The 12,898-nt window shown below is 49.5% G+C and carries 10 protein-coding genes; 5 read left to right on the top strand and 5 right to left on the bottom strand.

Translation table 11 applies throughout. The features are described 5' to 3' along the window. Positions 1 to 189: 189 nt before the first annotated feature. Positions 190 to 540, bottom strand: a complete 351-nt coding sequence (locus RGU75_RS00240; protein ID WP_322232268.1) for a hypothetical protein — start codon at positions 538 to 540, stop codon at positions 190 to 192. A gap of 841 nt (positions 541 to 1,381) precedes the next feature. Between RGU75_RS00240 and RGU75_RS00235 the strand changes: the two genes are divergently transcribed. Continuing rightward, positions 1,382 to 2,149 carry a PEP-CTERM sorting domain-containing protein gene (locus tag RGU75_RS00235; protein WP_322232267.1) on the top strand — a complete coding sequence of 256 codons (768 nt, stop codon included), beginning with the start codon at positions 1,382 to 1,384 and terminating at the stop codon, positions 2,147 to 2,149. Positions 2,150 to 2,354: 205 nt separating this feature from the next. Here RGU75_RS00235 and katG read toward each other — a convergent pair whose 3' ends face one another. Further along, a complete protein-coding gene (gene katG / locus RGU75_RS00230) occupies positions 2,355 to 4,550 on the bottom strand; it encodes a catalase/peroxidase HPI (RefSeq protein ID WP_322232266.1) in 2,196 nt (731 codons plus the stop codon). Positions 4,551 to 4,884: 334 nt separating this feature from the next. On the opposite strand from katG, the gene RGU75_RS00225 reads away from it, so the two are divergent. Continuing rightward, complete coding sequence (locus tag RGU75_RS00225; RefSeq protein WP_322232265.1) at positions 4,885 to 5,517, top strand: DUF642 domain-containing protein; 633 nt, start codon at positions 4,885 to 4,887, stop codon at positions 5,515 to 5,517. A 411-nt stretch (positions 5,518 to 5,928) separates the two neighbouring features. Here the strand turns inward: RGU75_RS00225 and RGU75_RS00220 are convergent, their stop codons facing one another. From RGU75_RS00220 to RGU75_RS00210, 3 genes are all read right to left on the bottom strand, one after another. Beyond that, positions 5,929 to 7,068, bottom strand: coding sequence for a porin (locus RGU75_RS00220; protein WP_322232264.1), 1,140 nt, complete (start codon positions 7,066 to 7,068; stop codon positions 5,929 to 5,931). Between the two features lie 331 nt (positions 7,069 to 7,399). Continuing rightward, entirely contained in the window at positions 7,400 to 8,824 is a 1,425-nt protein-coding gene (locus RGU75_RS00215; RefSeq protein ID WP_322232263.1) for a sensor histidine kinase, read from the bottom strand. Further along, entirely contained in the window at positions 8,811 to 9,485 is a 675-nt protein-coding gene (locus RGU75_RS00210) for a response regulator (RefSeq protein WP_322232262.1), read from the bottom strand. Before RGU75_RS00210 ends, RGU75_RS00215 begins: the two co-directional genes overlap by 14 nt. A 245-nt stretch (positions 9,486 to 9,730) precedes the next feature. Here RGU75_RS00210 and RGU75_RS00205 point away from each other — a divergent pair, with 245 nt between their 5' ends. The 3 genes from RGU75_RS00205 to RGU75_RS00195 all read left to right on the top strand — a co-directional run bounded on the left by RGU75_RS00205 (position 9,731) and on the right by RGU75_RS00195 (position 12,848). After that, a complete protein-coding gene (locus tag RGU75_RS00205; RefSeq protein WP_322240126.1) occupies positions 9,731 to 10,711 on the top strand; it encodes an ABC transporter substrate-binding protein in 981 nt (326 codons plus the stop codon). 247 nt (positions 10,712 to 10,958) lie between these two features. Beyond that, a complete protein-coding gene (locus RGU75_RS00200) occupies positions 10,959 to 11,798 on the top strand; it encodes an ABC transporter ATP-binding protein (protein WP_416186768.1) in 840 nt (279 codons plus the stop codon). Between the two features lie 195 nt (positions 11,799 to 11,993). Next, positions 11,994 to 12,848: an ABC transporter permease gene (locus tag RGU75_RS00195; protein ID WP_322232260.1), complete on the top strand. Its 855-nt coding sequence runs from the start codon at positions 11,994 to 11,996 to the stop codon at positions 12,846 to 12,848. Positions 12,849 to 12,898 lie beyond the last annotated feature (50 nt).

Genomic DNA, 12,898 nt, shown 5'->3' with positions numbered 1-12,898 from the left:
TTGATGGCTGCGCAAAAGGTCGGCGACATTGCTGACCTTTTGTTTGTGTACAGAATGATTTCTGAAGCTCAGACTAACTTGATCTGGCTGTGCTGGACGCGCAGGCACCCCACGGCCTAAACGTCAGCGCCATCGCGTGATGGCCAGTAAATAAAACGCCCCGATCACAACTATGATCGGAGCGTCAAATCAAGAAGCTAAGGGAGAGCGTGATGCCGCTGGCACGATAGCACGATCGCTCATTCCATCAATCCGACGCGCAGCCATCTCGGCCAGCATCTGCGATGACATCAACGCGAGCCGCAACAAGCGCTCCGTGGCAATGATATCGAGCGTCGGTGCCGTATCGGTATCTCTATCCGAATTGCTTGAATGCGCCAAATCAATACAGGTCGAGATACCTTCGCAGACGTCCACCGTCATGGCAAAAAACTGCGCGTGCGGATTTGTTTGATGGTGAGAAGGCAGCCATGAAAATGGCTTGTGATGAGCCTCCGGAAATTCCGCTTCGTCGGATGGCGTGATTGGCGGCTTGCTCATGATTGTGCCGCCGTGACGAATTGCGGGTGGGCGAGGTTAGACGTGGTGGTGCGAGACATTGCGGACTCCTTGGATAGGATGAAACCGCGCCCCGCTGCTAAACGGGGTGGGCGGCAAATGGCAGGGTTAGCAGACCAGTATCCAAAGCAACCGGCAGGCCGAAGCCTCCCCACCATTGCCCCCCAAAAAGGCGCAACAAAGGTGAGTGCACAAAAAAACGGCAGTGCGCCGTTTTTTTGTGCACTTTGGATAAGTCAGGCTGCTAAACCCGTTCCCTTTTTTGTAAGGACGAAAACAGTATAGAGCATTGGTGTGATTTTGCGAAGATTTGATTGTTTGGCGGCAGGGCGGTACGTTGATCGACTTATTTATCCAATGGCGTCTTTATAAGGCCTGACAATTTCGGTAAAGCTTTGGCTGCGATGTCTTATATTTTGATGGCATGACTTTAATCAATCCTGTGTTTATCTCGCAAAAATGACGACGTGTTGTATTTGGATTCGTCTTAGTTGCGCGTCATCGACAGTTCTGGTGATTAAAGACATTGATATATTGATCAATCACTTAGCGGGGAAGGGCGTGCAGGGCGCTACGAACAACGTGTCGGAATTTTTTACATTCGGCGTCAGGCTTGTCCAGACATCTCAATCGCGCTGATGTAGAGGTTATAGATAAGTAGATGATTCTTAAAGAGAATCACCCAAAAAACGCTCCGTACTCAGAGTTTTGGCACAGTTCTTGCTATTTTTCTGAATATCGGCATGTGAAGCCAATATCCTCGTTGAATAAGATAAGACGTGGATTTATTCGGAGTTGAGTTTATATTTTGAGGGAATGAAAAGTGAAAATTTTTTTGAAAAGAACGCTTGAAGTACTCGGAGCTGCGGCGTTAATGAGTGTCCTGCTAGTTGGCACTGCCAGCGCATCCGTTATTGGATATCGCTCGGGTGTTGGTGGTTTTGGTGGCCTCGGTGGTGGTTCGGGCTTTGACGCCCTTTTTGCAGCAGCTGGTGACACGGTTGCTTTAACAGATTTCAACAGTGCAAGCGCTGTGAGTTCTGCGACTGGGCTATGGATGAATGGCGGTACAAATGTTTTAAATGGCACGGAACAAAGCAACCTGCTCAGTTTTTTGAACTCTGGTGGGCGTGCCGTGTATGTGACTGATCGTTCTGATTCTGGGCCGTGGTCAGTGTCGACAGCCTCCATTCTGGGATTATTTGGCGCTGCAGATATCCATACCGGCGGTGATAACGGAACTTATGCAACTATAGGGAGCAACGCATTGGTGGCCGGTGTCACAAATATAAAGTTCAATACCTGGTCAGCTGTCGATCCAACGAAAGCGAGCCCGACGTTGCTAACGGCAAATGGTATGGCGGCCGTTTATAACGTTGGCCTTGGACAGCTTCTGTTCATTGGTGATACTAACTGGCAGAATGGTTCTATTGGTGCAGACGGTACTAGCGGCGCAGACGATGCAGCGTTCGCTAACAATATAGTTTCGTGGCTTGGCACTGAAAGAACCGCTGTTCCCGAGCCAGGCTCGATCGCACTTTTTGGTGTTGCGTTAGCAGGTTTAGTATTTGTCCGTCGTCGTAAAGTATAGTCGATTGCAATTTGCAATTTGCAATTTAGATGAAAGGATTCAGCACAACCGGTTGAGTCCTTTTACTCTTCTTTCAGCGACAGTCGGTATAATTTTCTGTTCCCACCGCACAAAAAAAGCCCCGAATTTCGGGGCTTTTTAATCATAGCTGCATAGCCAACTATCGCGCGATTAGTCAGTGAAATCGCAGGACTTTTATCTGCAATCAAGCAAGATCGTAACGATCCAGGTTCATCACCTTAGTCCAGGCTGCAACAAAGTCATGCACCATTGCTTGCTGCGCGTCGCTGCTGGCATACACTTCGGCGATAGCGCGCAGTTGGGAGTTGGAGCCGAACACGAGATCAGCCACCGTACCTGTCCATTTGGGTTCGCCTGTTGCCCGATCAAGCCCTTCCAATACGCCTTCAGACGTAGTTGACTTCTGCCACTTCGTGCTCATGTCGAGCAAGTTCACGAAGAAATCATTGGTCAATGTTTCGGACTGTTTGGTCAACACCCCGTGCTTGGTTTGTCCGAAGTTTGTATTCAACGCGCGCATGCCACCGATCAGTACTGTCATCTCGGGAGCACTGAGCGTCATCAAGTTAGCCCGATCCACCAGTAGTTCAGCCGCTGATCCTTCAAGTCCCTTGCGGAGGTAGTTGCGAAACCCATCTGCTACTGGTTCCAGTGGCGCGAATGAGTGCGCATCGGTCTGCTCTTGTGAAGCATCTGTGCGCCCTGGCGAGAAGGGAACCGTGATGTCGTGGCCGCCCTTTTTTGCCGCTGCCTCAACGGCAGCGCTGCCGCCCAGAACGATTAAATCCGCGAGAGAAATCTTTTTGCCGCCCGATTGCGCGCCATTGAAATTCTTCTGGATTACTTCCAGGGCCTGAAGCACCTTGGCCAATTCAACCGGTTGATTCACCTCCCAGTCCTTCTGCGGCGCAAGGCGAATGCGCGCACCGTTGGCACCGCCGCGCTTGTCACTTCCGCGGAACGTTGCCGCCGACGCCCAGGCAGTCGTGACCAGTTGAGAGATGGACAGTCCTGATGCGAGGACCGCAGCTTTCAGTGCCGCAATGTCCTGCTCACCGACCAATTCATGATCGACTGACGGAAGCGGGTCTTGCCACAGCAACTGTCCCTTCGGAACAAGCGCACCAAGGTAACGCGCGACCGGGCCCATGTCGCGATGGGTCAGCTTGTACCAGGCCTTGGCAAACACTTCTGCGAATTCTTGTGGATTCTGGTGAAAGCGGCGAGAAATCTTTTCATAGGCAGGGTCGATCCGCAACGAGAGGTCGGTGGTCAACATAAATGGCGCATTCCGCTTCGTTGAATCGTGGGCATCCGGTACAGTCCCGGCTCCCGCACCATTCTTGGGAGTCCACTGGTGGGCACCGGCGGGGCTCTTGGTCAGCTCCCATTCATAACCGAACAGAGTGTCAAAGTAGCTGTTGTCCCACGTAGTTGGTGTGGCAGTCCATGCGCCTTCGAGACCGCTGGTGAACGTGTCGACGCCTTTGCCGCTACCGAAGGAATTTTTCCAGCCTAAGCCTTGCTCTTCGATTTCGGCGCCTTCGGGTTCGCGGCCGACGTGGTCCTCTGACGCTGCGCCATGGCATTTGCCGAAGGTGTGACCGCCCGCGCAGAGCGCGACTGTTTCTTCGTCATTCATGGCCATGCGGGCGAATGTTTCGCGGATATCGCGTGCGGCCAAGAGTGGGTCGGGGTTGCCATTTGGCCCTTGCGGGTTGACGTAAATCAGGCCCATCTGCACCGCACCAAGAGGCTGTTCGAGTTCGCGGTCGCCGCTATAACGTTTGTCGCCAAGCCACGTATCTTCAGAACCCCAATTAATGTCTTCTTGTGGTTCCCATACGTCCTCGCGCCCACCGGCGAAACCGAAGGTCTTGAATCCCATCGACTCCATGGCGACATTTCCCGTGAGAACTATCAGGTCGGCCCATGAGATTTTTTTGCCATACTTTTGCTTGATCGGCCACAGCAAACGTCGTGCTTTGTCGAGGCTGGCGTTATCCGGCCAACTATTGAGGGGCGCAAATCGCTGCGTGCCAAAGCCAGAGCCGCCACGACCATCGGCGATGCGGTATGTGCCTGCGCTGTGCCACGCCATACGGACAAAGAGCGGTCCGTAGTGACCGTAATCCGCAGGCCACCAGTCTTGTGAGTCTGTCATCAACGCATGCAGGTCGTTGACCACCGCCTTCAGGTCGAGACTTTTGAATTCCTCAGCGTAATTGAACGCCTTGCCCATCGGGTCGGAGACGGGCGAATTGTGATGCAGAGTCTTGAGGTTCAGTTGATTTGGCCACCAGTCAGCGTTTGTTCTAGCGCCAGCCATTGGGGATTTGCTGGGACCGCTCGTGAAAGGGCATTGTGGTTCAGTTGACAAGGTTTTCTCCTGAGTTTATTAGCAGTTTGGTACCTGAGGGAGTGTAGACCGTTGATCCCAATTTACATACGTAATATTTTCAATCGGATCGATAGGTAAAGCCGACGGACGAAAGCTGCCGTTAAAGATTCATTGGTCGTTGGGATCAAGAAGCCGTTCGTCAATAGTCTCTCGCTATTTGTCGACTTTTTTTACAGTTATGTTTATAAAAAATTAGTTTGCCTTGTAACACATTGTTTTTTATAGCTAAAAGTTCTTGGCACGAAAAATGCCTAATAGCCGTCGAAGCACCATGAGCAATTACATGACGATTTATATTTTTTAGAGGAATGCGATGAAAACGGGTCTTTTGATAAAAATTTCTGCGCTGGTGCTACTTGCAGCAGCAGGAAGTGCGAACGCTACGGCACAACTGGTTACTAACGGCGGTTTCGAAAATGGGCAATCTGGTTGGAATTTCAATGGAAATGTAAAGGTAACCTCTGGGAATGTTTATGCGCAGTATGGCTGGACCGATGCTAACTATCCTAACGGAAACGTCGCTTTATTTGGTGCCGGCGATATGGCTGGCGGGTCGATCAAACAAGATCTCATTACGGTAGCTGGACAAACGTATGCGCTAAGTTTTGATTATGGAGCAATCACTGGAGGTGGGAGACCTCAAAATTTGAACGTAAGCGTAAATGATATATCGGGACCATCGATCTTCGCTTCGCAATACACCGCATATGGTACTGGAAGCCTCGCGCAGTTAATGACCGCGTACGCATTTGACTTCACAGCAATCTCAAACGAAACGGTTATCAATTTCGCTGATGCAAATATTGCGAACGGCAATTCCATTGACGCTACGCTAGATAATGTTTCAGTGACGCCAACTGCTGTGCCGGAACCAGAAACCTATCCGCTATTGCTGACCGGTTTGGTACTGATGGGATTAACTTTGCGTACGCGTCAACGCAAGTAAATAGGTTATCAACAGGACATCGCGGCTTTTTTCTTAAGGAAGAAGTCGATCCTGTTGATCGCACAGCGAATCGAAAAAAATCAGAAGAACAAGAACTGGCGCAAGTTGAATGAGATATACAATGAAGTGGAATCGGTGACAGACCCTCAGGCGCTCAGCAAAAATTGCAAAACATACTATGCAATGTTGGATCAAGAGATGGGTGGTATAGATATCAACGCGGGAGGAGGGCGCGGTCTGATGCAGATTGCAGATCGATGGGTATTAAAGATTATTATCGGAACGCACTTTTAGTCTGTGCACGTCAACTTGCCGGGTTTTAGACGCTTAACCAGGTTCGATGCGGCAGGGTTTTGCCGCATCGAACAGGCATATCAGACATCGATAATGTTGACTACATCGTTGTATGAATTAGAAACGGGTACGCATACCGACAGCGAGTTCAGTTTGATTTTTGAACCCATTTGCAGAGGCTACCCGATAGCCATCTGTGAGCTTCATGTAATCCGCAGCTAAGTACAATTCAGTGCGCTTGGACAAATGATAGAAAGCGGAGCCGAAGACGGTAGATTTTTTCCCGCTTCCTGCCGTAGTAGAAAAGCTTGCGTTGGAATAGGCGTTTAAGGTACCTGTCCCTGACACATTATAGGCAGCGTTGTGAGCCTTCATTGACTGGTAGCCGACTTCATAGTCGAACGGGCCTTGTGGTGTCAACTTGGCAGATACGGTGTAAGCATCATCCTTACGCTTTCCCAGTGCGCCTTGTTCTGCCGTGTAATGGAAGTAACCGGTATTCAAGCGAATTAGGCTATTCACGAAATAACTGCCACCGAGGGAATACGATTTGTGTTGTTCCGTTGAGCGGTCAAGTGAGTTGCCGACAGTGGCTTCATTGTAAAAACTGGACAATACAAAATTGCTGCCGTTGTATCCGAGTGCGACAGATTTTGTGCTGTTGTTCGCGAATGATCCCGCCACTTCGCCAAATTGATAGCCTAAGCCTGCGACGAGTCCATTGTCGAATACCTTTTTCCACACGAGGCCATTATCGTAGCGCGTTCCGGTTGCGCTACCTGCATAAAAAATCATTTGCTTGAAGTTATTATTATTGGTGAAGCCCCCTTCTTCCAGGCCAAGTTTGTCGGAGCCGTATGCGTCGCCATAAACTTGAGCAAAATCACGTGCAAGTGTATTTTGACGACCGAGCGTTATGCGGCCCAAGGCGTCACTTTGCATACCGACCCAAGCGTCGCGGTTGAACAAGACACCAGGGGTATCCATTGCACCGGTACCGACAACATATTCTGCCTCTAATTTAAATAGTGCTTTGAGGCCACTGCCCAAGTCTTCCTGACCTCTAAATCCGATACGGTTCCCACTGAACCATGCGACGGGAATTTGCGTCAGGCGATCGCCTTTGCTATCGGCGTTATTGGTGGTGCTGATGGTGGCGTCAATCAAACCATAAATAGTGACATTGGACTGTGCAAGTACAGTGCCAGAACATCCTAGTGCGGCTAGGGCAGCTAGTGCAAATACTGTTTTTTTCAAAATTGTCTCCTGATGGCTAAAGTTTTTTTTGCTTGTTTTGCAGATGATTTAAATTGATCTCTCAAGTAGGTCTCTTGAGTCGCTCAATATCAATACACCGCGATGCCGAGTATAAAAGCGCCAAGCTTTCTTCTAGCTTTCGAAACCTGCGTTTTATGGTGGTTTGTGCGCGATTGCAACACGTATCGGTGATTCTCTTTTTATAAACGGCGCCGTGTTGTGTGGTATTCGGCAATGGCGGACTATCTGTCTGGCAGACATTCTGGAAGAGGGGCGTGGTATGTGTGAAAAGTATTTTTTTCCTGAAGATAACTCTTTTGCAAAACGGATCTCAACGCAGTGTTTGAGGCGTTCCAAGTGGCAATTGCACCAGTACTGCCAACCCTTTATTCATTAGTCCTGTCTCAAGCGTGACTGCGCCGTGCGCTGCCAGCACAATCTCTTTAACGATGGCTAGCCCAAGTCCTGTACCTTGTTGTCCGGGCGCTGCATTGCGATAAAATCGTTCAAATACGCGGTCGCGTATTTCGGCAGGAATGCCGGGGCCGTTATCCGCCACGACCAATTGTGCCATTGGTATTTTTATTGCCGTATGCGTCGTTGTGGGGGGGCTGACGCCGACGGTGACGGTGACCTTACCATTCTGCGGTGTATAGCGGATGGCGTTATCCACCAAATTCATGATCATCGCGGAGAACAGCGCTTCGTTGCCGACCACATGTACTTCCGCACATTGACTTTCCATGCCAAGATCAATATTTTTCCGTTGCGCTAACGGTACGATATCTTCCAGCACTGCGGTGATGAGTTTTACCAAATCAACCGGTTGTCGCAGCACAGCGTGGCTAGCGGCGCTTTCTGCTTGCGATAACAAAAGTAGTTTATCCGTAAGAGCCCCCATGCTGCGACTGCTTTCCTGCATCGCTTCCAGCACTTCGCTACGACGGGCCGGATCGGTTATCTTGCGAGCGAACTGGATTTGAGAATCGATCAATGTCAATGGTGTACGAAGTTGATGCGCGGCATCTGCAATAAAACGTCTTTGGGCGGCAACCTGAGTATTATGGCGTTGGATGTACTGGTTAAAGGCGGTGGCAATGGGACGCAACTCTCCTTGGAGTTGTCCGACTTTGATCGGTGACAAAGACATGGGGTCACGGCCCGCGAGGTCGTCTTTCAACCGCATAATCGGGCGCAGTTCAATGGTCAGGCCGACTACCACTAGTGCGATAGCCAGAATTAACATCGTGATCTGACGATGCAAAGACGGCCGCCACAAGTCGGCTACCATCAGGTCGTGGCCTTGCATCGTTTGAGCAACCCGAACCGCAACATTTAGTTGGGTGCCAGCGTCATACAATGGGCGAATTTGCGTGGCAACGCGAATGGTTTGCTGGTCATATTGCTGCGTGCTAAATTGCGGACCGGTGCCGTTAAAATCGACCGGCCCTGGTAAATCCGGATGGCCTGCCATGAGCAAACCTTGATTGGTAATAACCTGATAGTAGACATGATCCTGTTGGGGTGAAGAAAATAACTCAAGGGCTGCCGGGTCGACGCTCACTTGGGGTATCCCATCGAGCCAAACAATATCGCTGGCGATCACCTGGGCCGACGTCAGCAATGCTCGGTCCTGGATCAGGTCGGCCGTCTGCTGAGCACTGCGGTAAGACAAACTTGCACTCAGGATGATGAATATCGCCAGTGGAATAAGTAGCCACAGCAATAGACGAAAACGTAGACTAATTATCATCATTCTTTTTAAGTAAGTAACCTAATCCCCGCAACGTCATGATGCTGGCCTGAGAATTTTCCAACTTTTTGCGTAATCGATGCACATAGATTTCTATTGCATCTGGGCTAGGATCGTCTGCTAGAGAAAAAATGCCATTGACCAGCGCATTCTTAGACACTGTTTTCCCTTGTTTGAGCATTAAAATTTCCAGCACATCATGCTCGCGCGCCGGTAGTAGAAGATTTTTATCGTTAATTGAAAATTGACGCGTGTTGCTGTTGTATATCAAATTACCACAGTGTATTTCCGTTGATTTGTCCGGGCTTTGCCGTCGAATAAGCGCCTTAATCCGCGCCACCAGTTCGCGTATTTCAAATGGCTTAACTAGATAATCATCGGCACCGATACCAAGACAATCGACCTTCTCGTCGATTGAACCGCTTGCTGTCAAAATCATCACCGGCACGTTGTTATGGCGTTCGCGTAATCGACGTAGTACGTTTTTTCCCGTCATTTTAGGTAGCATCAGATCGAGTAGCACAGCATCATAGTTTTCATTTTGCAGCACCTGATCTGCCTCGACGCCGTCGACGGCTACGTCAATGGTGAATTTTTCTTCTCTGAGTATTTTGGTTAGCCATAGCGCTAAAGGCGGGTTATCTTCGATTAGCAGGAGTTTCATGGAACTGTGTCCTATTTTAATTTTTTTTGCTGCACTGCAAAATAAAAAACGTGGAATTGGTAAGCTGGATGAAAGTTTAGGACACCTAGAATACGTTTGCTTCTGAAAGAAGTCTAATAAAGGAAGCTCACAGCGATTATATAATTTGCGGTAGATCTAATCCCAAAAATAATGGAGACATAATAATGCGTAAGTTTGTTAGCGGCGCGATGTATTTGACAAAAATTTCAACAGCAGTAGTGCTGATGTCGGCAAGTGTGACACTGGCGCTGCCGACTACGGTGATGGCGGCCGAGTCGTCCAAAATAATTATCATGGTTGGCGGCATTACCAAGATGATCTATTTGCCCGCAAAACTGACCGAGCAGTTAGGTTATTTTAAGGACGAGGGACTGGATGTTGAATTGCAATCGCAACCAGCCGGGGTCGATGCAGAAAACGAGCTATTGGCAGGCGCAGTGCAGGCTGTTGTGGGATTTTATGATCACTCAATCGACCTGCAAAGCAAGGGGAAAGAAGTAACCGCCATCGTCGTGTTTGGTCAGGTGCCGGGCGAAGCTGAAATGGTTGCGACCAAATCAGCAGGAACCATTAAGAGCATGGCCGACGTGAAGGGCAAAACACTGGGCGTCACTGGATTGGGCTCGTCAACCAACTTCCTTACCCAATATCTGGCCGCAAAACAGGGCATTAGCTCTAATCAATATTCTGTGCTGCCGGTTGGTGCTGACAATACTTTTATTGCTGCTATCAAGCAGGGCAGGATTGATGCCGGCATGACCACTGAACCAACGATTTCTCAGTTGCTGAAAACCGGCGAAGCATCTGTACTGGTGGATATGCGTACGGTGGAGGGAACCGTAAAAGCGCTTGGCGGTCTTTACCCAGCTTCAAGTTTATACGTCCAGCGCTCATGGCTGAATACGCATAAAGCAGAAGCAACCAAATTAGCCCGCGCGTTTAGTAAAACGCTTAAATACATCAAAACACATGATGCTGCGGAGATCGCCAGCAAGATGCCGAAGGATTATCAAGGCAAGGATAAGGCAGTCTATTTGCAAGCCATGCAAAATTCGCTGCCGATGTTTTCAGCGGATGGTCGGATGCCTGTTGGCGGCCCCGAAACCGTGCTGCAAGTGCTCTCGGGATTTAATCCGAACGTCAAAGGTAAACACATCGATTTATCTAAGACCTATACCAATGAATTTATCCCACCAAGCAAATAAATAGTCACCGGGAGCATCACGCCAATGGGGAGCATCTCGGATGCATCCAGCTTACTCGCAAGCACGCCATGATCGTGATGTTTTCTGGTTGAAGATCAGATTACCATTTTTGTCCGCGCTTTTTATTACCTGCGAGCCTGTCAATGCTGGTGAAGCCGAGCGTAGAAAAATAGGTCACGGTGGCAGAGGGTGAGGGCCGTCACCTTTTTCACGTGCACACAACCTGCCTTAAACGAAAGAAATGGAAATGAATTTATCCTCAAATGCACCTGCTCCGGTACTGGTGCAAGCGGCAGAGACGTTGACGCGCGACACCCCGGCGATTGACATCCGAAATGTCTCTTGCCGCTTTATTTCGCCGGATGGCAAGGCGACGGTGGCGTTGCGCGACTTTAGCATGAGTGTTGCCCGTGGCGAGTTTTGTGCGATCGTCGGTCCTACGGGTTGCGGCAAGTCCACGACGCTGAGCTTAATCACGGGGCTTCTGAAACCGACGGTTGGCGAGGTGAGGATCATGGGCGAACGCGTGACGGGTATCGATCCTCGCATCGGTTTTGTATTCCAGAGCGACGCGGTGTTCCCATGGCGCAGCGTGCTACATAATGTGGCCGCCGGGCCGTTGTTCCGCGGTAAGCCAAAAGAAGCAGCTTACGCGCTGGCCGAAGAATGGATACGGAGAGTTGGACTCAATAAGTTCAGTAATCATTATCCGCACCAACTTTCCGGCGGTATGCGAAAGCGCGTTGCGCTGGCACAAACGTTTATTAATAGCCCGGAAATTCTATTAATGGACGAGCCTTTTAGCGCGCTGGACATGCAGACCAGAACCTTAATGCAGGATGAGTTGCTGCAACTTTGGTCCTCTCAGTCTGGGTCGGTTGTTTTTGTTACGCATGATCTGGAAGAGGCAATTGCCCTGGCCGATAAGGTCTACGTGTTGACTGCGCGTCCAGCAACATTGAAGAGTGTCTACGCAATCGATTTGCCACGTCCTCGCGTGATGTCAGAGGTCCGCTATGAACAGCGCTTTATCGATATTTCACGCAAGATATGGTCCGATTTAAGGGAAGAAGTAAATATTAGCTGATGCGAACTTCTGATCTGATTTTCGCCTGATTTTATGTCAATGCTGCGCCTTATGGCCGGAATACTGATTGTCATTTTTAAATCTTATATCCGAACCGATAGTCAAGAGCCATAAAGAGGAGCAGCCATCAGCATTTCCCTTTTTCTTTGGCGGTCATTGATCGTTACAAGTAGCAATTATTTACAAGGTATTGAAATGACTCAAGCACATTCACTCGATCAGCTAAGCGTGGCCAGCCTGGCGATTGTCGAACAAGCGGCCAAGCGAAAAATAAAGATGCGCTATTGGTTGGTAATTTCTTTACGGATCGCCATACTAGTCATTGTGCTCGGTGGCTGGGAGTTGGGCGCAACGTTACATTGGATAGACCCGTTTTTCTTCTCGCAACCGTCATTGATCGTCATCCAGATTTATGACTGGATAGTGGAAGGAACATCACAGGGTCCTTTATGGGTGCAGGTGTTGGTGACCTTGGAAGAAACAGTATTGGGTTTTTTGATTGGTGCAGTAGCTGGCGTAATTTGCGGCATTCTGTTGGGACGTAACAAACTATTGTCCGATGTGTTTAGCATCTATATTCAAATTGCAAATTCAATTCCCCGGGTAGTACTGGGATCAATTTTTGTGATTTCTTTAGGTTTGGGTATGGCTTCCAAGGTGGCGTTGGCGGTCGTCATGGTGTTCTTCGTCGTATTTGCAAATGCCTTCCAGGGTGTGAGGGAAGCGGACCGTTATATGATTGCTAATGCACAGATTTTAGGTGCCTCGTCCCGTCAGGTGACGATGTCGGTTGTGATCCCATCTGCACTTAGCTGGATTCTGGCGAGTCTGCATGTCAGTTTTGGTTTTGCGTTGGTCGGGGCTGTGGTGGGCGAGTTCCTTGGCTCCAAGCAGGGAATTGGTTTGTTAATCTCCACCGCTCAGGGCGCATTCAATGCCAGTGGCGTATTTGCTGCGATGATCGTATTGGCAGTGGTTGCACTGGCGGCAGATTATCTTTTGCTTCGTGTGGAAAAGCGCTTGCTTAAATGGCGCCCTGCAGCTTTCTAAATTGGTGTTGCTTAAGGTTTATGGCGCATTTCGGTGCGCCATTTTTTTCT

This window comes from Glaciimonas sp. CA11.2 (assembly GCF_034314045.1).
GTDB lineage: Bacteria > Pseudomonadota > Gammaproteobacteria > Burkholderiales > Burkholderiaceae_D > Glaciimonas.
Note: the sequence above shows the minus strand (reverse complement) of the source record. Positions and strands in the feature narration are given on the sequence as shown.

Excerpts from the sequence above, each read along its gene's own strand:
- RGU75_RS00200 (WP_416186768.1), top strand. The coding sequence starts at position 10,959 with ATGAATTTATCCTCAAATGCACCTGCTCCGGTACTGGTGCAAGCGGCA.
- RGU75_RS00195 (WP_322232260.1), top strand. The coding sequence starts at position 11,994 with ATGACTCAAGCACATTCACTCGATCAGCTAAGCGTGGCCAGCCTGGCG.
- RGU75_RS00240 (WP_322232268.1), bottom strand. The coding sequence starts at position 540 with ATGAGCAAGCCGCCAATCACGCCATCCGACGAAGCGGAATTTCCGGAG.
- RGU75_RS00205 (WP_322240126.1), top strand. The coding sequence starts at position 9,731 with ATGTCGGCAAGTGTGACACTGGCGCTGCCGACTACGGTGATGGCGGCC.
- RGU75_RS00215 (WP_322232263.1), bottom strand. The coding sequence starts at position 8,824 with ATGATGATAATTAGTCTACGTTTTCGTCTATTGCTGTGGCTACTTATT.
- RGU75_RS00210 (WP_322232262.1), bottom strand. The coding sequence starts at position 9,485 with ATGAAACTCCTGCTAATCGAAGATAACCCGCCTTTAGCGCTATGGCTA.
- RGU75_RS00225 (WP_322232265.1), top strand. The coding sequence starts at position 4,885 with ATGAAAACGGGTCTTTTGATAAAAATTTCTGCGCTGGTGCTACTTGCA.